The sequence below is a fragment of the Brevundimonas sp. GW460-12-10-14-LB2 genome (assembly GCF_001636925.1).
GTDB classification, from domain to species: domain Bacteria; phylum Pseudomonadota; class Alphaproteobacteria; order Caulobacterales; family Caulobacteraceae; genus Brevundimonas; species Brevundimonas vesicularis.
This window is the reverse complement of the sequence record NZ_CP015511.1, coordinates 1,152,296-1,172,681: the sequence shown is the minus strand read 5'-3', so window position 1 is coordinate 1,172,681 and position 20,386 is coordinate 1,152,296. Positions and strand designations below refer to the sequence as shown.

Annotated in this window: 17 protein-coding genes; 7 read left to right on the top strand and 10 right to left on the bottom strand. The window is 64.4% G+C overall.

Features of this window, described 5'->3' with window-relative positions; all coding sequences use genetic code 11:
• Positions 1–38: 38 nt before the first annotated feature.
• Both A4249_RS05705 and A4249_RS05700 read left to right on the top strand, forming a co-directional pair.
• Complete coding sequence (locus A4249_RS05705) at positions 39–731, top strand: ABC transporter ATP-binding protein (protein WP_066551531.1); 693 nt, start codon at positions 39–41, stop codon at positions 729–731.
• A complete protein-coding gene (locus A4249_RS05700) occupies positions 728–3,241 on the top strand; it encodes an ABC transporter permease (RefSeq protein ID WP_066551530.1) in 2,514 nt (837 codons plus the stop codon). Before A4249_RS05705 ends, A4249_RS05700 begins: the two co-directional genes overlap by 4 nt.
• Positions 3,242–3,274: 33 nt before the next feature.
• Here A4249_RS05700 and A4249_RS05695 read toward each other — a convergent pair whose 3' ends face one another.
• Positions 3,275–4,402, bottom strand: a complete 1,128-nt coding sequence (locus A4249_RS05695) for a zinc-binding dehydrogenase (protein WP_066551529.1) — start codon at positions 4,400–4,402, stop codon at positions 3,275–3,277.
• Positions 4,403–5,226: 824 nt separating this feature from the next.
• Between A4249_RS05695 and A4249_RS05690 the strand changes: the two genes are divergently transcribed.
• Both A4249_RS05690 and A4249_RS05685 read left to right on the top strand, forming a co-directional pair.
• On the top strand, positions 5,227–6,813 hold the full coding sequence (locus A4249_RS05690) for a Y-family DNA polymerase (RefSeq protein WP_231868780.1): 1,587 nt from the start codon (positions 5,227–5,229) through the stop codon (positions 6,811–6,813).
• Positions 6,810–10,163 (top strand): error-prone DNA polymerase, encoded by a 3,354-nt coding sequence (locus A4249_RS05685; protein WP_066551528.1) that lies wholly within the window; start codon positions 6,810–6,812, stop codon positions 10,161–10,163. The genes A4249_RS05690 and A4249_RS05685 overlap by 4 nt, the downstream gene beginning before the upstream one ends.
• Before the next feature lie 35 nt (positions 10,164–10,198).
• Here the strand turns inward: A4249_RS05685 and A4249_RS05680 are convergent, their stop codons facing one another.
• Positions 10,199–11,029, bottom strand: coding sequence for an NAD(P)H-hydrate dehydratase (locus A4249_RS05680; RefSeq protein WP_066551527.1), 831 nt, complete (start codon positions 11,027–11,029; stop codon positions 10,199–10,201).
• A gap of 114 nt (positions 11,030–11,143) precedes the next feature.
• On the opposite strand from A4249_RS05680, the gene A4249_RS05675 reads away from it, so the two are divergent.
• A complete protein-coding gene (locus A4249_RS05675; protein ID WP_008261682.1) occupies positions 11,144–11,482 on the top strand; it encodes a P-II family nitrogen regulator in 339 nt (112 codons plus the stop codon).
• Between the two features lie 80 nt (positions 11,483–11,562).
• The gene (gene glnA, locus A4249_RS05670; RefSeq protein ID WP_066551526.1) at positions 11,563–12,969 is read left to right on the top strand and encodes a type I glutamate--ammonia ligase; all 1,407 of its coding nucleotides are present in this window, start codon (positions 11,563–11,565) and stop codon (positions 12,967–12,969) included.
• Between the two features lie 99 nt (positions 12,970–13,068).
• Here the strand turns inward: glnA and tatC are convergent, their stop codons facing one another.
• From tatC to A4249_RS05655, 3 genes are read right to left on the bottom strand one after another with little or no spacing between them, the layout of a single operon-like run.
• A complete protein-coding gene (tatC, locus tag A4249_RS05665; RefSeq protein WP_066551525.1) occupies positions 13,069–13,959 on the bottom strand; it encodes a twin-arginine translocase subunit TatC in 891 nt (296 codons plus the stop codon).
• Positions 13,956–14,534, bottom strand: a complete 579-nt coding sequence (gene tatB / locus A4249_RS05660; RefSeq protein ID WP_066551524.1) for a Sec-independent protein translocase protein TatB — start codon at positions 14,532–14,534, stop codon at positions 13,956–13,958. The genes tatC and tatB overlap by 4 nt, the downstream gene beginning before the upstream one ends.
• Before the next feature lie 23 nt (positions 14,535–14,557).
• Positions 14,558–14,776 carry a twin-arginine translocase TatA/TatE family subunit gene (locus A4249_RS05655; RefSeq protein WP_017503863.1) on the bottom strand — a complete coding sequence of 73 codons (219 nt, stop codon included), beginning with the start codon at positions 14,774–14,776 and terminating at the stop codon, positions 14,558–14,560.
• 110 nt (positions 14,777–14,886) lie between these two features.
• On the opposite strand from A4249_RS05655, the gene rnhA reads away from it, so the two are divergent.
• The gene (gene rnhA, locus A4249_RS05650) at positions 14,887–15,339 is read left to right on the top strand and encodes a ribonuclease HI (RefSeq protein ID WP_066551523.1); all 453 of its coding nucleotides are present in this window, start codon (positions 14,887–14,889) and stop codon (positions 15,337–15,339) included.
• On the opposite strand, the gene A4249_RS05645 is transcribed toward rnhA, so the two are convergent.
• The 5 genes from A4249_RS05645 to rfaD all read right to left on the bottom strand — a co-directional run bounded on the left by A4249_RS05645 (position 15,336) and on the right by rfaD (position 20,385).
• Positions 15,336–16,733, bottom strand: a complete 1,398-nt coding sequence (locus tag A4249_RS05645) for an MFS transporter (RefSeq protein ID WP_066551522.1) — start codon at positions 16,731–16,733, stop codon at positions 15,336–15,338. The genes rnhA and A4249_RS05645 overlap by 4 nt on opposite strands.
• 30 nt (positions 16,734–16,763) lie before the next feature.
• Positions 16,764–17,222 (bottom strand): NfeD family protein, encoded by a 459-nt coding sequence (locus A4249_RS05640; protein WP_066551521.1) that lies wholly within the window; start codon positions 17,220–17,222, stop codon positions 16,764–16,766.
• Between the two features lie 17 nt (positions 17,223–17,239).
• On the bottom strand, positions 17,240–18,229 hold the full coding sequence (locus A4249_RS05635; protein WP_066551520.1) for an SPFH domain-containing protein: 990 nt from the start codon (positions 18,227–18,229) through the stop codon (positions 17,240–17,242).
• 75 nt (positions 18,230–18,304) lie between these two features.
• The gene (locus tag A4249_RS05630) at positions 18,305–19,396 is read right to left on the bottom strand and encodes a DUF3089 domain-containing protein (RefSeq protein WP_066551519.1); all 1,092 of its coding nucleotides are present in this window, start codon (positions 19,394–19,396) and stop codon (positions 18,305–18,307) included.
• Positions 19,396–20,385, bottom strand: a complete 990-nt coding sequence (gene rfaD / locus A4249_RS05625) for an ADP-glyceromanno-heptose 6-epimerase (RefSeq protein ID WP_066551518.1) — start codon at positions 20,383–20,385, stop codon at positions 19,396–19,398. Before rfaD ends, A4249_RS05630 begins: the two co-directional genes overlap by 1 nt.
• Between the last annotated feature and the right edge of the window lies 1 nt (position 20,386).

Below are 20,386 nucleotides of genomic sequence, written 5' to 3'. Positions count from 1 at the left end.
CCGATTTTCCTCCTCCCAATCCAGCAGGCGACATATCGATGGCTTCAGCCGCTCCGCTCGTCCTCGACGGCGTCGTCCTCACCCTACCTTCGGCGGCAGGACCCGTGGAAATCCTTCGCGGCGTGGACCTGGTCGTAGCGCCGGGCGAGACGGTCGCCATCGTCGGTCCCTCCGGATCGGGCAAGTCGTCGTTGATCTCCATCGCCGCAGGGCTGGAAACCCCGACCCGGGGCCGGGCCATGCTGTTCGGTCAGGATATGGCCGCGCTGGGCGAGGACGGCCGCGCCCGCCTGCGTCGGGGGCGCGCCGCTCTGGTTTTTCAAAGCTTCCACCTCCTGCCCAATATGACGGCCGAAGAGAATGTGTCCGCGCCGCTGGAGCTGGCCCACAGGCCGGGGGCTGTGGCCTTGGCGCGTAGCTGGCTGGAGCGGGTCGGCCTCGGCGCCCGGCGGTCGCACTATCCTCACCAGATGTCCGGCGGCGAGCAGCAGCGCGTCGCCCTGGCCCGCGCCCTGGCGGTCGGGCCCGAGCTTCTGTTCGCTGACGAACCGACCGGAAATCTGGACGGGACCAACGGCGCCCTAGTCGCCGACTTGCTGTTCGACCTGGTCCACGACAGCGGCGCCGCCCTGGTCATGGTGACCCATGACGACCTTCTCGCCGCGCGCGCGGACCGGATCGTGACGATGCGCGACGGCCGGGTCGTCGCCCCGGCGCAGGCCTCTGCATGAGGCTCGCCCTCCGCTTCGCCCGCCGCGAACTCCGTTCAGGAATTGCGGGGTTTAGAATCTTTCTGGCCTGTCTGGCGCTGGGCGTGGCGGCGATCGCCGCCTCCGGATCGACCGCAGAGGCCTTCCGCCAGGGGCTGGCCAGTCAAGCGCGCGAAATTCTCGGCGGCGACGTCGTCTTCAGCCTCGACCAGGGCCGGTTCAGCCCCGACCAACGCGCAGCCTTCGCCGCCCTGGGGCCCGTCGCCTATTCGGTGCGAGCCAACGGCATGGCCGAGACCGGAACCGGTCAGCGTCGTCTGGTCGATATGCGCGGGGTCGACGCCGCCTACCCCTTGGTCGGCGCGGTCGAACTGTCGGGCGCCCCTGATCTGGCTACGGCCTTGCGCGTCGAGAACGGTTTGGCGGGGGCCGTCGTCGAACAGGGCCTGTTGGACCGATTGAATCTCAAGCTCGGCGACACCTTCACCGTCGGCGGCGCGCGGTTCGTCGCCCGCGCCGTCCTGCTGGCCGAACCCGACCGCCTGGGTCGGGGCTTTGTGCTCGGGCCGCGCGTGGTGACGACGGTCCCCGCCGTCGAACAGGCCGGCCTGCTCGCGCCCGGTGGCCTGTTCGGCGAGGCTGTGCGCATCGCCCTTCCCGGCGACGTCGACACCAAGGCCGCCATCGCTGGCGTCGAAAAACGGTTTCCGCAGAGCCGGCTCGAAGCCCGGGATCGGTCGGAGGCCGCCGCCGGCGCCGGACGGCTGATCGATCAGTTGGAGTATTTCCTGGGCTTCATCGGTCTTGCGTCCCTGGTGGCCGGCGGGCTCGGCGTCGGGGGCGCTGTCTCGGCCTATCTTGAGGGGCGCAAACCGTCGATCGCGACGCTGAAGGCACTCGGCGCCGAGGGCGGGCTGATCCGCGACATCTATCTGATCCAGATCGGCGTGTTGGCCGCCGTCGGGGTCGCTATCGGGCTGTTGATCGGGGCCGTCGCACCGCTGGTCATCGGCGTGCTGGCGAAGGACAGCCTGCCCATCCCCGCCCTCTTCGCGGTCTATCCGGCACCACTGGTCAAGGCCGGAGCATTCGGCCTTCTGGCGGCCGCCGCCTTCGCGCTCGCACCCCTGGCCCGCGCCCGCGCCACACCGCCTTCCGCCTTGTTCCGTCGCCAGCTTACCGACCGACCGGTTCTCGGCGTCGAACTGGTCTTCGCTGTCCTGGCCGCTATGGGATTGGCGGGTCTGGCCCTTTGGTCTGCGCCGTCCAAGCTTGCAGCGGCGGCGTTGATCGGCGGCACGGTCGTCGCCTTCGCCCTTCTGTGGGCGCTCGGCCGTACGGCGGCCTTCCTGGCCGGGCGTTTGAGACGACACGCCGGCGGGGCGGTGCGGCTGGGACTTGCCAATCTCGCCGGGCCGCGCTCGGCGGCGCGCACCGCCTCCCCCGCCATCGGCCTGGGCGTCGCGCTTCTGGCCATGGTCGTCCTGATCCAATCCAGCCTGCTGAGTCAGATCACCGAGGTCGCACCACGATCGGCCCCATCCGTCGTCTTCACGGAAATCCCCGCTGATCGCGGCGCGGCGTTCGATGCGGCGGTGGCGAAGGTGATGGCGACGCCCGGACCGGATCGCTATCGGCGCCTTCCCCTCCTGACCGGGCGGATCGTGCGGTTGAAGGGCGCGCCGGTCGATGTGGACGCCCTGCCTCAAGGCGAACGCTGGGCCTTCGATCAGGATATTCTCCTGTCCGCCCTAGCCGGCGCGCCGGACGATGCGAATGTCGTGTCCGGCAAATGGTGGGCCGCCGACTATGCCGGTTCGCCTCAGATCGCGCTCTCTCGGGATCTGGCCAAGGCCGCCGATCTCAGGGTGGGCGACAGCCTGACCCTGCAACTGCTGGGCCGCGAGATGGATGTGCGCATCGCCGCCCTTCGTCGGACCGAGCCGGGCGGGTTCGGGACCAACTTTCTGCTCGTCCTGAACGCAGCCGCCATCCAAGGCGCCAATCCGCGCAGCGTCGCCATCGCCCGCGCCTCGCCCGCCGAAGAACACGCCCTGACCCAGGCGCTGGGCGCAGACTTTCGAGAGGTGAACATCATCAGCGTCCGAGAACAGCTCGAGGCCGCCGCCACCCTGTTCGACCGTCTCGCCCTGGCCATTCGCGGGGCCGCGGCCGTCGCCGGTCTCGCGGGCCTGCTCGTCCTGATCGGGGCCATTGCGGCGGGCGTGCGTGAGCGGGCGCGCGAGGCTGCCGTGCTCAAGGTGCTGGGCGGTTCCCACGCCCAGATTCTGAGCGCCTATCTCGTGGAGTACAGCCTGGTCGGCGCGATCGCCGGTCTCGCCGGCCTCCTTCTCGGCGCCGCCGGCGCGTGGCCGGTCGTGACCCTCGCCTTCAAGGCAAGCTGGAGCGTGGACTGGCCCGGCGTCGTTCTTCTTCTTACCAGCGCCACGGGCGTTGCGACTCTGGGTGGCGGTGCGGCGGCCCTGCATGCCCTTTCGCGACGCCCGGCGCCGGTTCTTCGGTCGGATTGATTGCGTAAAAGCCTATTCGTTTATCAATCTGCATCAATTCAAAGTCGGATCGATCAGGAACTTCTCGCCTGTCGCCTTACGCTCGTAGGCGCGAAGGATTTCTGGCTCTAACGCTTCGGCAAGACCGATTGTACGAGTGTAGCGCGTCGCGAACGTGGTGGTGAGTTCATCAAATACGCGCTTACGCATGCGCGATACCGTCTCGGGTCCAGCCTTCTGCATGAAAGGTGTAAGCAGCCAGCCGGACACGCTCCACTGGAAACCAAAAGCAAGACGGTCCAGAACCATCGGCAAAGTGTCGAGTGCGCCGTAAACGTAGAGTTGCTTGAACGTTGACGAGCCATATCGGCTGTATTCGGTCATACGGTTGACTGCGCCACGTTCCATAGCCCGCATGATGTCGCCACCAAGAGATCCGCCGCCGATAGCGTCGAACGCGATCGTCGCCCCGGTTTTAGTGACGGCGTCGATGAGTTGTGTTCGAAAATCATCTTCGCGGCTGTTCAGGACATGGGTCGCCCCTGCGTCCTTCAGCAGTCGCAACTGATCATCAGAACGCACGATATTGACGAGTTGCACGCCGTCCTGAGCGCAAATCCGCTGGAGCATCTGGCCCAGGCTGGATGCGGCCGCAGTATGGACGATCGCGGAATGTCCTTCGGCCCGAGCGGTTTCGACGAATCCGAGCGCCGTCATGGGATTGACTGTCAAGGCTGCGCCTTGGGCGGCCGTCACACCTTCGGGAAGCGGTAGGGCGTCGCGCGTCCTGATCTTTCTAAGATCGGCGTACATCCCGCCCCCGATCACACCAACCCGACGCCCGATCCAGTCCTTTGCTTGGTCACCGGCGGCGATGACGGTCCCTGCCCCTTCGTTGCCGACTGGAAGCGACTGGTTGATCCGGCCGGCCATGCCGCCCATCCGCGCCGGTGGAATATCGAGTCTAAGCTGCGGGATGCCGTCCGACGCGTCCTTGCGGACCGAGGTTGCGTCCGCCGGCCCAAGCAGCAAACCGAGATCGCTGGGATTGATGGGCGCCGCCTCGATACGGACAATGATTTCGTCGGAGGCCGGATCATCCAGCACAATCTCCGCAAGCGACAGCGTTAGAACCCCGTCCTTGTTCACCGTTGATCGTAATTCACGCGTTTTGTGGGCCATGAAGATCCTTATCGAGGCATCGGGTGATGAACGGATGCACGACGTTTTGTGTCCCGCGATCGGTTCAGATCTGGTCTGACGCGCGCGTCATGCTCGATCTGGCCGCCACATAGCGGCTTGACAAAGGCTCTCTGCATAATGCAAAAAAGAACAAATGGAGAACATGTGCAGAGCTGAACGTATATCTCTTGTCCGGCAGCGACTCAGGGCCTTGGACCAAGGCTGTCCAGAAATTTGTCATTCAAAACAGATACCTGAACTGCTCTCTGGAGTTTTTAAGCAGGAAGCGATTCACGAACTCTGTGCAGCCAATGCCGCAGACGCAGTTGCGGTAAACGCCTTTGCTTTGGCGGTCGGAATGCTTTCCGCAAATGGACAGCGTGTTGTCTGGGCATTGGATGCAATGATGGCTTCAGAACATGGGACTCCCTATGGCGTTGGTATTGAAGAAATGGGAATCGATTCATCTAAAGTTTTGCTAGTCAAAGCCCCAAATATAAAAAGTCTCCTCATTATTGGTGAGGAATCACTAAAATCACCTCCTGTCGGATCTGTTGTTATTAGCGCCTGGGGCAATTCTAAAGCCTTCTCATTGAACTCGAGTCGACGCCTTGCTCTGGCAGCCAAGTTGGGAGGCGCAACGCTTTTCTGTGTGCGTGCTGGAGCCGAGCCATCACCCAGTGCGGCAGAGACAAGATGGTCTGTGAAGGCAACAGCCTCCACCTCTCTGGCCGGAGGCGCGCCTGGTCATCCGTCTTTCTCACTTACCCTGCTGCGGCGGCGCGGTGGGGGCGAAGTGAAAAACTGGATCTTGGAGTGGGATCGTGACGCCCGATCGTTCCGCGAACCGGCGCCGCTATCTGGCGCTATGGTTCCCGTGGCTGCCCAGCGACCGGCTGAGGCGTGGGGCGATAGCGGGCGACGCGTCGCCTGAGATTGGGCCTGAAATTGGACCTGATCCCGCGCCGGTCGTTCTGGTCGAGAAGGTCGGCGGCGCTCTGCGTCTGGCGGCCGTCGATCCGGCGGCGGCAAGGGCGGGGCTGACGCCCGGACTGACCCTGGCTGACGCGAAGGCGCGAACGCCGTCCCTGCGCACCATCATCCATAGGCCCGAGGCGGATTCTGACCTGCTGCTGCGGGTGCTGGAAGACTTCGGCCGCTTCACTCCGATGATCGCCGAGGATGCGCCGCACGGTCTGTTGTTGGACGTCACCGGTTGCGCCCATCTGTTCGGCGGGGAGGCTGGCTTGGTGCGCGCCGCGCATCAGCGTGCGGGTCGCATCGGCCTGGAGATGCGCAGCGCCTTGGCGTCCACACCCCAGGCGGCGCGCGCCCTGGCCCGTTTCGCGCGGGGTGGCCTGTTCGCGTCGGGCGAGGATCGACAGGCGGTGCGCCAGCTGCCAATCACGGCGCTAGAGTTGCCGGAGCGTGACGCCCAGGCGCTGCAGCGCGCCGGGCTGAAGAGGATCGCCGATCTGGACGACCGGCCGCGCGCGCCTCTTGCGGCCCGATTTGGGACGGACTTTCCCGCACATCTGGCTCGTGTGCTCGGCGACGAAGATGTCCGCATCACCCCGCACCGACCGCCGCCCCCCATCGTCGTGGACCGCGTCTTTTTCGAACCCATAATCACCGACGCGGACGTGGAGCGCGTCCTGTCCGACCTGCTGATCGACACCGCCGATCGCCTGGACCAAGCGGGCCAGGGCGGGCGGGCGTTCGAGGCCGGCTTCTATCGAGTCGATGGTCAGATTCGGCGCGTCGTCGCACGAACGGGTCGTCCGACACGCGATGTGGACACGGTGCTGCTTCTGTTTCGCGAACGTTTGGCGGCCTTGGCAAGCCCGCTGGATCCCGGCTTCGGTTTCGATCAGATGCGGCTATCGGTTCTGGAAACCCAGACGTTGAAACCGGTTCAGTGCGGCCTCAACGGCGACCGCCTCGACGGCGAGGATTTCAGTCGTCTGATCGACCGATTGACGGCTCGACTGGGGCCCGAGGCGGTGTTGAGTTTCGAACCGCTAGGGTCGCACATCCCCGAGCGCGCCGGACGGATGGTTCCGGCGACGATGAAGGCGCTGCGAACGGCCCATGAATGGCCTGATCTCGATCCCGACGATCCGCCCTTGCGGCCCTTTCAGATGTTCGACCCGCCCCAGCCGGTGGAAACCTTGGCGGAGGTGCCGGACGGTTCGCCCCTGCGTTTCCGATGGCGCCGGGTTCTGCATGAGGTGGCCTTGGCCGAAGGGCCGGAGCGGATCGGCGGCGAATGGTGGCGCGCGCCGGATCAGAAGACCCGCGACTATTACCGCGTCGAGGACCGCGAGGGTCGGCGTTTCTGGCTGTTCCGTCAGGGCCTGTATGGCGAGACCGACGAACCGCGCTGGTTTGTCCACGGCCTGTTCGCATGACCGCGCCCGCCTATGCTGAGCTGGCCACAGCCAGCAACTTTTCCTTCCTACGCGGGGCGTCGCATCCGAAGGATCTCGTGCTGACCGCGATCCTGAGAGGGCATTCGGGGCTGGGTCTGGCCGATCGCAACACGGTCTCCGGCGTGGTGCGGGCCTGGAGCGCGTTGCGGACCATCCGCGAGGACGGCCTGTCGCCGCCCGATGTCGTGCGCGACGGCGGCGGGCCCGGCGAAGTGATCTATGTCGAGGATCCGCTGAACGATCCAGCCCTGTCACAGATGGTCAAGGATAGGGCCGCGACTTTCAAACTAGCGACCGGCGCGCGTCTGGTCTTCAACGACGGGACGCCCGACATCATCGCCTATCCTGAGACGCGCGCCGGCTGGGGACGACTGACGCGACTGCTGACTCTGGGCAATCGACGGGCGGTTAAGGGGCAGTGCGAGATCGGACTGCGCGATCTGCTCGCAGCCTCCGAGGATCTGCTGCTGATCCTCATGCCGGACGCACGGTTAGACGGCGTCGACAAGGTCTTGGCGCAGTTGACCGATGCATCACCCGGCGCGGTTTGGCTGGGCGCGGTGATGGGGCGGAAAGGCGACGACCGTCGAAGACTGTCGCGGCTGAAGACACTGTCAGAGCGGAGCGGCGCACCGCTACTGGCCGTCAACAATGTTCTCTATCACGACGCGATCCAACGCGATTTGCAGGACGTGCTGACCTGTATTCGCGAAGGCGTGACGATCGAGGATGCAGGCCGACGTCTGAACGCCAACGCCGAACGCTGGCTGAAGCCGCCCGCCGAAATGGCCCGCCTGTTCCGCGATGCGCCCGAGGCGCTGGTCGAGACCCAGCACGTCTTGTCTCGCATCGGCTTCGATCTGGGCGACATCAGTTACCAGTACCCTGAAGAGACGACCCCGCCTGATGAGACGCCGCAGGGCTGGCTGGAACAACTGACCTGGCGGCACGCCGAGATGCGCTATCCCGACGGCGTGCCCCACAAGGTCAAGGCGCTGCTGGATAAAGAGCTGATCTTCATCGCAAAGGCCGGCTACGCGCCGTATTTCCTGACGATCTACGACATCGTGCGTGTGGCGAACGACAAGCGGATTTTGTGCCAGGGTAGAGGTTCGGCGGCCAACTCGGCTGTCTGTTACGTACTGGGCATCACGGCGGTGGACCCCGCGGAATCCGACCTGCTGTTCGAACGCTTCCTTTCCACCGACCGTGGCGAGCCGCCCGACATCGACGTCGATTTCGAGCACGAGCGGCGCGAGGAGATCATCCAGCACATCTACACTCGCTATGGCCGCGCGCGCGCCGGCATCGCCGCCACCGTTATCCGCTATCGTCCCAAGAGCGCCATCCGTGACGTCGGCAAGGCGCTGGGTCTGACCGAGGACGTGACTGCCCGTCTGGCCTCCAGCCAATGGGGCAGTTGGGGCAGTGAGATCGGCGAACGCCATGTCAAACAGGCTGGTTTGGACCCCGCCAATCCTATGATCCAGCGTGCGGTGAAGCTGGCCATGCGGCTGTTGAACTTTCCCCGCCACCTGTCCCAGCACGTCGGCGGCTTCGTCCTGACCCAGGACCGGCTGGACGAACTGGTCCCTATCGGCAATGCCGCCATGCCGGATCGCACCTTCATCGAATGGGACAAGGACGACATCGATGCACTCCGCCTGATGAAGGTCGATGTGCTGGCGCTTGGCATGCTGACCTGCATCCGCAAGGCGTTCGACCTGATCCGCGCTCATCACGGGGACGATTGGGCGCTGCATACGATCCCGCGCGACGATCCGGCCGTTTACGACATGCTGTGCAAGGGCGACTCCATCGGCGTCTTCCAGGTCGAGAGCCGCGCCCAGATCAACATGTTGCCCCGTCTGAAGCCACGCCGCCTCTACGATTTGGTGATTCAGGTGGCGATCGTCCGACCCGGTCCGATCCAGGGCGACATGGTTCACCCCTATCTGCGCCGCCGCAATGGGCTCGAGGAGCCGGAGTATTCCAAGCCGGGACCGCAATACCCCCACGACGAACTGGAGCAGGTGCTGAAGAAGACCCTGGGCGTTCCCCTGTTTCAGGAACAGGCGATGAAGGTCGCCATGGTCGCGGCCGAGTTCAACGAGAAGGAAGCGAATGGTCTGCGCAAGGCCATGGGCACCTTCCGGGGCGACGGCACCCTCCACAACTATGAGGATCGAATGGTCGGCCGCATGATCGAACGCGGCTATGACCCGACCTTCGCCCAGCGTTGCTTTGATCAGATCAAGGGTTTCGGCTCTTACGGCTTTCCGGAAAGCCATGCCGCCTCCTTCGCCCAACTGGTCTATGTCTCGTCGTGGATCAAACACCACTATCCGGCGGCCTTTGCCTGCGCCCTTTTGAACAGCCAGCCGATGGGGTTCTACGCCCCGGCCCAGCTCGTACGCGACGCCCGCGAACACGGCGTCGAGGTGCGGCCGGTCGATGTCTCTTACAGTGGTTGGAACAACAGTCTGGAAGGTTCGGACAGAACGCCGGCGTTGCGGATCGGCCTGCGCCAGATTGAGGGCTTCCGCGAAGACTGGGCAGAGGCGCTCGCCGCCGCCCGCGCCTTCTCCCTGTCCAACATCGAAACTCTGGCCCGCCGCGCCGCTTTGTCGTCTGCCGCCATGCGCAAGCTGGCCGACGCCGACGCCTTCCGATCTTTGGGGCTGGATCGGCGTGAAGCCCTATGGGCCGTACGACGCTTGCCCGACGACGCGCCGCTGCCGTTGTTCGCCGCCGCCGATGCGCGCGAGCTCGGCGCCGAACCCGACGCCCGACTGCCGGTCATGCCGCTGGGCGAGCATGTCGCCGCCGACTACCAGACCCTTCGCCTGTCGCTGAAGGCGCATCCCATGGCGATCCTGCGCCCGATCTTCGAAGCGGAAGGACTGCTAAACTGTGCGCAGACCGACGCCCGACGCGGTGGCGCCCTGGTGAGGGTCGCCGGTGTGGTTTTGGTCCGTCAACGCCCCGGCAAGGGCAACGCCATCTTCGTCACCCTAGAAGACGAAACCGGCATCATCAACGTTGTCCTGTGGGCGCGGATGTTCGAGCAGTTCCGCCGCGAGGTCATGGCCGCCCGCCTGATGGCGGTCGAGGGCGTGGTGGAGAAGAGCCCCGAAGGCGTCGTCCACCTGGTCGCCCGCCGCGTCATCGACCGCTCCAGCGAATTGTCCCGCCTGTCACAAGAGCACGACACCGCCGTTCAACTCGCCCGCGCCGACGTCGTCGCCCATCCCCAGACACCCCGCCATCCTCCCCATCGCCATCCGCGTGATGTGAGTATCTTGCCAGGATCTAGAGATTTTCATTGATCCAGAATTGCGGGACCGACACTCAAATGTCATTTTCAATTTTCGATACTCCACTGCTCGAACAACGCCTTCGGCAAAACATTGTAGAGGTCGTCCGAGGTCAGTCCGGGACCAAAGCGTTCTGCGGCGTCGGAATGAAGCCAGACCGCGGCGCAAGCGGCATCGAAGCTGTCCATGCGCTGTGCGGCCAATCCGCCGATCATGCCCGCCAGGACATCACCGGTTCCGGCCGTGGCCAGCCACGGTGAGCCGTTTTCGTTTCGGCGGATGCGGCCGTCAGGCGATGCGATCAGCGTCTGAGCGCCCTTCAAGACGATCGTCGCCTGGGCCGCTCGCGCCGCTTCTTGAACGGCCGTTTCGCGTCCTTGCGCAAGCAGGCCCGGGAACAGTCGCTCGAACTCACCTTCATGCGGCGTCAGGATATCGTCACGATCCAACACCGCGAATAGTTCCGCAGTCCGACCTTTGAAGACCGACAGACCATCCGCGTCGATCACCAAAATGGCGCCGGTCGAGCCCAGCGCCTGAATGTTCGCGATCGTCGCATCGTCTAGGCCTGCGGCTGGTCCGATCACGACGGCGTCGCTGCCGGCGGCTTCTCGACTTAAGTTCTCGGGTGAAGAAAAAGGCGTCAACATCACCGCCTGCACAGCCGGCGCGATCACCGACGCTGCATCTGGCGGACAAAGGATTCGCACGACCCCAGCGCCCATCCTGAGACCCGCATGAGCTGCAAGCCGCGCAGCGCCGGTGTGATGCGCCTTTCCTGAAACGACCGCCAAACGTCCACGCGCATGCTTGTGCGTTTCCGAGCTCGGCCAAGGCAGAAAATTGCGCCAGATCGCCGGGTCGTTGGTTTCTATCATCCGCGTTCCGATTATCCTTCGCCAGCCTGCGAAAATCGCTTGCTTTGAGCGGCCCTGCTGTGTCCCATTCGCGCCCGAGCGCCGCTGCATTCCGTGCGCCGCTCCAGGGTCGCCATGAAGAAAATCGAAGCCATCATCAAGCCCTTCAAGCTGGATGACGTCAAAGAGGCGCTCCAGGACGTGGGCGTGCAAGGCATGACTGTGCTGGAGGCCAAGGGATATGGTCGCCAGAAGGGTCATTCCGAACTGTATCGCGGCGCGGAATACGTCATCGACTTTCTGCCCAAGATCAAGATCGAGGTAGTCGTCGCCGACGACCTCGCGCCCGCGGTTGTCGAGGCCATTCAGACCTCGGCTCGCACAGGCAAGATCGGCGACGGCAAGATCTTCGTGTCCGATGTCGCCGAGGTGATCCGCATCCGCACCGGCGAAACCGGAGCCCAAGCCGTCTGACCTGACTACCCTCCCCGGCCTTCGGCCCTCGGGTCGCTGTCCGGTCCCTCCCCAAACGACAAGAACAGGACTTTCCGAGAATGAGCGCCAGCAAGATCCTCAAGGAGATCAAGGATGAGGAGGTCCAATATGTGGACGTCCGCTTCACCGACACGCGCGGCCGTCTGCAGCACGTCACCTTCGACGTCGATCTGGTCGACGAGGACTTCCTGAACGAAGGCACGATGTTCGACGGTTCGTCGATCGCCGGCTGGAAGGCCATCAACGAGTCCGACATGCTGCTGAAGCCGGACCTGACCACGGCCTATATCGATCCCTTCTATCAGCAGAAGACGATGTTCCTGTTCTGCGACGTGCTGAACCCGGACACCGGCGAGCCCTACAACCGCGACAGCCGCTCGATGGCCAAGAAGGCGCTGTCCTACGTCCAGTCGTCGGGCGTGGGCGACCAGGTCTTCTTCGGACCAGAAGCCGAGTTCTTCATCTTCGACGACGTGCGTTGGTCCACCCAGCCGCACGACACCGGCTACAGCTACGATTCGACCGAGCTGCCGGCCAACACCGGCGCTGAGTATTCCGAAGGCAATATGGGCCATCGCCCTGGACCCAAGGGCGGCTATTTTCCCGTCAATCCGGTCGATTCCGGACAGGACCTGCGCGGCGAAATGCTGGGCGTCATGCGCGATCTGGGCCTTCAGCCTGAGAAGCACCACCACGAGGTGGCTCCGGCTCAGCACGAACTGGGCCTGAAGTTCTCGGACCTGCTGACCATGGCCGACCGCCTGCAGCTTTATAAGTACGTGATCCACAATGTGGCCCACGCCTACGGTAAGTCGGCGACCTTCATGGCCAAGCCAATGTTTGCGGACAACGGTTCGGGCATGCACGTCCACATGTCGATCTGGAAGGACGGCAAGCCCCAGTTCGCCGGCGACCAGTACGCTGGTCTGTCGCAGGAATGTCTGTGGTATATCGGCGGCATCATCAAGCACGCCAAGGCCATCAACGCCTTCGCCAACTCCACAACCAACAGCTACAAGCGTCTGGTCCCCGGCTATGAAGCCCCGGTGAAGCTGGCCTATTCGGCCCGCAACCGTTCGGCCTCGATCCGCATCCCGCACGTCTCCTCGCCCAAGGCCAAGCGTCTGGAAGCCCGGTTCCCCGACCCTATGGGCAATCCTTATCTGACCTTCGTGGCCCTGCTGATGGCCGGTCTGGACGGGATCGAGAACCGCATCGATCCGGGCGCGCCCGCCGACAAGAACCTCTACGACCTGCCGCCGGAAGAGCGCGGCTCGATCCCCGAGGTCTGCGGCTCGCTGCGTGAAGCGCTCGAGAACCTCGACAAGGACCGCGCCTTCCTCAAGAAGGGCGGCGTCATGGATGACGACTTCATCGACAGCTACATCGAACTGAAGATGGAAGAGGTGATGCGTCTGCAACTGCATCCGCACCCTGTCGAGTTCGACATGTACTACAGCTGCTGATCACCTGATCGCAGTAAAGACAAAGGGCCGGGGATCGCTCCCCGGCCCTTTTTGCATGGCCTCGCTGCTTACAGCAGCGATCGAGACGCGGACGTGCGCCTAAGCGATCTCGGCTTCCAGATCGTCGGCCTTCTTACGGCGCAGCTCGATCAGTCGCACGCACCAGATTGAAATCTCGTAGAGAATGACCAAAGGCACCGCCAGCATCAGTTGGCTGATCGGATCGGGCGGCGTGACCACGGCCGCGACCACGACCACAGCCACGATGGCGTAGCGACGACCGGCTGCCATGACCTTGGAACTGATCAGACCGGCGAGGCCCAGCAGCGTCGTCACCACAGGAAGCTGGAAGCAAAGACCGAAGGCGAGCAGCAGCGAGGTCACCAGGCTGAGGTAGTCGGAAATCTTGGTGGTTTGCGCCACAGATATGCCGTCGGTGGCCACCTGCTGGCTCAGCGAGAACAGCATCACGAACGGCAGCATGACATAATAGACCAGCGCCCCGCCGAGGCAGAACATCACAGGCGCGGCGATCAGGAACGGCAGAAACGCCCCGCGCTCGTTGCGATAAAGACCCGGCGCCACGAACCGGTACATCTGCCACGCCATGACCGGGAAGGTCAGGACCGCCGCACCAAAGGCCGCGATCTTCATCTTGGTGAAGAGCTGTTCCAGCGGCGCCGTGGCGATCAGTTGGACAACGGCGGCGCTCCCTGGCGGATAGGGTTTGATCCCCGTCATCACCGCGATCAGTTCGATCGGATTGGCGTGACCGCCGGTCGACAGGGCGGCGGCATGGATCGCCACGGCGGCCTGATACGGCTTGATCAGCGCAATCTGGATCTGATTGGCGAAGGCGAAGCAGAGGATGAAGGCCAAGAAGAAGGCCACGACGCAGATCAGCAGCCGCCCGCGCAGCTCGATCAGGTGATCCATCAGGGGCGCGCGCGACGCCTCGATCTCGGCCTCGTCACGATCGGAAGGCGTCACAGGTCAACGGCTTTCTTGCGCGAGGTCTTGGGCTTGGCGGCTGCAGGCTTGGCCTTGGCCGCCGGCGCGGCGGTCTTCGGTTTGGCGGCTGAGCGAGGCTTGGCGGTCGCCGATCCGGCGACCGCCGCCCCCGTCTTTGCCTTGGGGGCCGCTCGCTTGGATTTCGTCGTCGTAACGGGCTCAACGGGCGCGGGCGTATCCGGCCATTCATCTGCCGCAGGCGTCATCACCGGCGCCTCCGTTTCGGGCGCAGGCAGGGCAACCGCCGCAGTCGGCCCGGTCAATCCGGCGTTGATGTCCTTGAAGGCGGCGTCCGCCTCGGCACCCAGGGGATACACGGCCCCCTGCCCCGTCCGCAGCGCCTCGACCTCTTTGCGCAGGTCGTCCAGTTCGGACTGACGCGCCATCTCGTCGAAACTGGATCGGAACTCATTGGCCATGGCGCGCGCCTTGGCCACCATCTGACCGACGCGACGCATCAGGACAGGCAGATCCTTTGGCCCCACCACAAGCAGGGCCACCAGACCGATCACCACTAATTCGAAACCCCCGATACCGGGGCCGAGCCCGCCCATGCGTCAGCCCTTACAGACGACGACTAGCGCTTCAGCTCTTCCTTTTCCGCCTCGGTGCGCGGCAGCGAGCTGACGCCCTCGTGCGGACCGTCCTTCTTGTCTTCGTCCTTCAGGCCGTCCTTGAAGGCGCGAATGCCCTTGGCGGCGTCGCCCATGATGCCCGACAGCTTGCCCCGGCCACCGAACAGCAGCGCGATGACGACGATGACGATGGCCCAATGCCAGATGCTCATGGAGCCCATGGCTAATCTCCTCGCGGGGATCGGTCATCCGATCCCATCCACTCTTATTCGACCCGCATATAGGCGCAGTGATGGCCCCGCGCCAAGGGAGGCTGTAGGTCTGCGCGACCATGAGTCCCTCCGATCACGTCATCATCCACACCGACGGCGCCTGCAAGGGCAATCCGGGCCCCGGAGGCTGGGGCGCCGTGCTTCAGGCCGGCGGCGGTCACGAAAAGGAACTGTGGGGCGGCGAGGCCAACACGACCAACAACCGCATGGAGCTGATGGCCGCCATTATGGCGCTGGAAGCCTTGAAACGGCCCTGTAAGGTCGAACTGCATACCGACAGCAAATACGTCATGCAGGGTATCACCGAATGGATGCGCGGCTGGAAGGCGCGCGGTTGGCTGACGGCCGACAAAAAGCCTGTGAAAAACGCAGACTTGTGGCAGCGGCTGGACACGGCCCGCCTGCGTCACGACGTGAAATGGCGGTGGGTGAAGGGTCATGCCGGCCATGAACTGAACGAACGCGCCGACCAACTGGCGAATCGCGGGGTCGCGGAACTGCCCCGGCGCTAGACCGCCTCCACTTCCTTGTCCGGCTCGGCTGGACGTCGGCGGACTCGCGACCCGCTCATCACCGCACCAAACAGAGCCGTGACGGCCGCGATCTGAAACCCATGCCTAACGCCGTTGATCGGCGCGGCCGACAGCAGAAAGGCCACCACCACGGCGCCCAGGGATTGCCCGACGACCCGCGCCATGCCCAGGGTTCCACCCGCTGCCCCGGCGCGATTCTTCGGCGCTTCCGACAACATGGCGCGATTGTTGGGCGACTGGAAAAATCCGAAGCCCGCGCCGCAAAGCGCCATGCGCCACACGATGTCGAAATGGGTCGAATCGGCATTGAGGAAACTCAGCGCCATCAGGCCGCAGGCGAACAGGCTCAGGCCGATGGCCCCCAGCACGCCCGCCGAATAGCGATCAGACAGATGGCCGGCCAGCGGCGCGGCAATCATGGTCGCCAGTGGCCAAGGGGTCATCAGCAGGCCAGTCTCGACCGCCGTAAGCCCCAATGTGCCCTGGAGGAAGAACGGCAAGGCGACGAACGCCATCATCTGGGCGGTGAAGGATATGATCGAGGTGGCGACCGACAGGCTGAACATCGGTCGCGCCAGGAGGTCGAGCGGTATCAACGGCGACGTCCGTGAGCGCTCGTGGCGAATCAGCAAAATCCCGGCTGCGAGCCCTGCCCCTGTCAGACCGAAGCCAAGAACGGCCGCCTCACCGTGCGCCAGCGATTGAAGGCCTGTGATCAGCAGGCCGAATGCGGCAGCGTTAAGCGCGGCCCCGAGCCAGTTCAGCTTTCGCGGCTGGAGTCGGTTGTGCGGCAGGGTGAAACCCGCCAGCGACACCGCCAACAGGCCGATGGGTATATTCAGCGCAAAGAGCCAGCGCCAGTGTCCAATAGCCAAGATAGCGCTGGCGATGGTCGGCCCCGCCGCCGCCGCCAGCGACACGATCACCGCGTTGATCCCGACCGCACGACCCAGCAGTCGCTGTGGATAGGTGTAACGGACCAGGGCCCCGTTGACGCTCATGATGCCTGCCGCTCCGAAGCCCTGAACAACGCGTGCGAGGCTGAGCGTCTCGATGGAGTTGGCGAACACACAGGCGATGGACGCCAGGGTGAAGACGGCCAGACCGGCTTGCGACACGCGGCGATAACCGACGATCTCGCCTAGCGACGCGAGTGGCAAGAGGGCGACTACGATGGCGATCTGATAGGCGTTGACGATCCAGATCGAGGCGGCCGAGGACGCCTGAAGATCCTGCGCGATCGACGGCAGGGCGACATTGGCGATCGCGCCATCCAGAACGGCAAGCGTGATGCCCAAGCCGATGGACACGACGGCCCAATAGCGCCTGGGTGTCGGCAAGCCGTCAGTGACGGCGTTCTGGGGTTCTGTCATGCCTGACGAACGCCGATGCGACCGTTGCGTTCAGACGGGTGATTGCACCGTCAGCAAAGAGCCGTTCACGCGCATCACGACGACATCTTGTCCTTCGACCGGCGCCTCGCCCACAATCTCGGCCGGCCATTCGGCGCCGGAGATGAAGACGCGACCGCGGCCCGCGACGAATGTCTCGACCACCCGCGCACGCTGGCCGACCAAACGGCTGTCGCGGTCATTGATGTCGGGACCGTCGGGATTGGCTTTAGAGATCAGACGACGGGACAGCAGGGTGGCGATGACCGTCAGAATAGCGAACACGGCGACCTCGCCCGGCAGCCCCAGCCGGACCCCAGCCGCCGTCATGACCGCGACGACGCCGGCCGAAACCGCGGGCCACAGCAGCCATTCGGTCGAGAACATCGCCTCGACCGCCAGCAGCAGAACCCCGATCGCCAACCAGATCCAGAAGGGCTGGGCGGCATAGAGATCAGCAAGCGACATCATCGGTCAGCCTCCTTGGATCAGGCCGAGGGTGGAACGGAGCCCCCGGCGGGACGGCGGGGCGGCGCAGGCCGCACGGGAGGCGTCGCGGCCGAGTTCTGATCCTTGGCCAGGCTGACCATCTCGCCGATTCCGGCGATGGTGCCGACCAGGGCGCCCATTTCGGCGGGCACGATGACGGTGCGCTGTTGCGGGCTGCGGGCCAGTTCAGCGAAGGCCTCGACGTATTTCTGAGCCACGAAATAGTTGATGGCGTTGACGTCCCCGCGGGCGATGGCTTCCGACACCATAGCCGTGGCGCGCGCCTCGGCCTCGGCCTCGCGCTCGCGCGCCTCGGCGTCGCGGAAGGCGGCTTCCTTGCGGCCCTCGGCCTGAAGGATGGCGGCCTGTTTCGCGCCCTCAGCGCGGGCGATGGCGGCGGATTTCTCGCCGTCAGCCTCGGTGATGACGGCGCGACGTTCACGCTCGGCCTTCATCTGACGCGCCATTGCGTTGGTGATGTCGGTCGGCGGGGTCAGGTCCTTGATCTCAATCCGATTGACCTTGACGCCCCACGGTTCGGTCGCTGCGTCGATGACATGCAGCAGGCGCGTATTGATGCTGTCGCGCTGGCTCAGCACCTCATCGAGTTCCATCGAACCGACCACGGTCCGCAGGTTGGTCATGCACAGCTGCGAAATCGCATAAGGCAGATCATCAACGCGATAGGCGGCGCGGGCGGAGTCCATTACCTGAATGAAGACGATGCCGTCCACCTTCACCATGGCGTTGTCCTTGGTGATGACTTCCTGGGTCGGCACGTCCAACACCTGTTCCATCATGTTCATGCGGCGGCCTACCCGCTCCACGAATGGGGTCAGGAAGCCGATGCCCGGGCTCAGCGTCTTGGTGTACTTGCCGAAGCGTTCGACCGTAAATTCACGGCCTTGCGGCACGATCTTGATCACGCTGATCAACAGCACGATGGCCAGCAGCAGCACGACGCCGGCGAAGATGGTGGTCACGTCCATTCAGATCCCTCCCTGACGCGGCAAGCCTACCCGCTGCGCGCGAGCGGCGCCAGACAAACCGAGAGGACGGCCACCTTAAAGGCCGTGCTTGGCCCGCCAGGCCGCGAGACGGACGCTGACGTCACGCTCGATGTCGCCGTAGAAAAGATTGTAGGGGACGATCTTGCGCCGATCCGCCCAACTGCCGCCAGCCGTCAAGAAATCGGCGTCCGGCGCGCTATGCCACAACAAGCCGCCACGGCATTCGGTGGAGATCAGCCGGCCAGTCAGGGCCGGTCGGGCGCCCCATTCCAAGCCGGTCGCATTGGTCGCGCCACTGTGCTGACGCGCCGCAGCACGCGGCTGGCTCGCAGCACCCGTTACCGGATTCACGCAGATTGGGTCAGTGGACAGGTTCACCAGATCGCCGCGATCATCCCATTCCAGAGCGCGTCTCAGCTTTCGCCGCGCGCCCGGTTCGTCGCTCTCCTGCACCGACGCCCAGGCCACGATACATCCTGTTTGATCGACGGCATCGCAGGGCGAGATCGCCTGCCGGAACATCTCGCGCCCGACCAGGGTCTCGATCAGATAGGCGGCGACAAGCCTGTCCCTCAACGCCGGATCGGTGCGGAGTTGGTCGCGAACCAGACGCGCCGTCAGCTCTCCGCCTTGTTCCACCCCGGCGATAACAATGGGGCCGGCGGGATGCTGCTGTAGCCACAAGTCGAAGGCGGCTTTCACATCCTCATAGGCGAAGGCGCGCGCTTCACGCGCGTCATCACGCAAGGTCAGCCGCGTATACAGGCTGGCTTGGCGATAAAGCGGCGCGCTGACCCTGCCTTCTCGGGCGAAGGGCGACGCATAGTTGGGCAGGACGACCCGCCGCATATAGGCGTTGGCCCGCGCATCGTCGATCGGCCCATTCCACTCGGCCCCGCCATCGAAAGTGGTCGGCATGACGAAGAATACCGCCGCTTGGTTGGGCGCGCCCTGGTCGATCAGCGCCCAGGAGGATGTCTTTCGATAGTCGGGCGCGGGCGGAGGCTTGTAGGTCTGGAAGGGCACCTGCGGGTCCAGACCTGCCCTCAGAATGTCGCCGCTCCACACCGCAACGGCCGCCGTCAGCACGAAGACGGCGGCGAAACCTGCATATCCGACCCATTGCCTGAAGGTCAGCCGACGCATCAGCGGTACGGATCGGCCGTCGCGAGGAAGTCCTGCACGTAGCGTCTCACACCTTCTTCCAGCGGCGTGGACTGCCCCTCGAAGCCTGCGGCGCGGATACGATCCATGCGGGCTTCGGTGAAATATTGGTAGCGGTCGCGGATCGACAGGGGCGTATCGACATAGTCGATGGACGGCGTCTTGCCGGCGGCCTCGAAGGTGGCGCGCGCAAGATCGGCGAACGACCGCGCCTGGCCCGATCCGGCATTGAAGATGCCCGAGACCTGCGGCGACTGGAGCAAAAACTCGATGATATCGACCACATCGTCGACATAGACGAAGTCGCGCATCTGGCCGCCGTCCGCATAGTTCGGATTGTGCGACCGAAACAGGGTCACGGTCTCGCCTGCCGCAACCTTGGGCCAGATTTGCGCCACGACCGATTTCATTCCGCCCTTATGCGCTTCGTTCGGGCCATAGACGTTGAAGAACTTCAGTCCCGCCCACTGTCGCGGCGCCTGACCCCGATCCGCCTGCCGGACCGCATACTGATCGAACAGCATTTTCGAGTAGCCGTAGGCGTTTAGCGGACGAAGCTGAGATATTGACTCTGCATCGTCATCGTCGTTGAAGCCCGTCTTGCCGTCGCCATAGGTCGCAGCGGAAGATGCGTAGATCATCCGCGAGCCTCGAATTGCGCACCAGTCCCATAGGTCGCGCGACAGGGTGAAGTTGGTCCGCAGAATCAGGTTGCCGTCGGGCTCGGTCGTCGAAGAGATCGCGCCCATATGCACCACGGCCTCAACTCGCTCGGCATGGCGCTCCAGCTGCTCGAACAACTCTTCGGGCGACCAGAAGTCAGCGATCGCGTGCTTGGCCAGGTTCTTCCACTTGGCCAAATCGGCCGTCTCCAGTCGATCGCAGACAACCACATCATAGGCGGTCTCCGCCGTCAGCCGCGCAACGATGTTCGAGCCGATGAAACCGGCGCCACCGGTCACGACGATCATT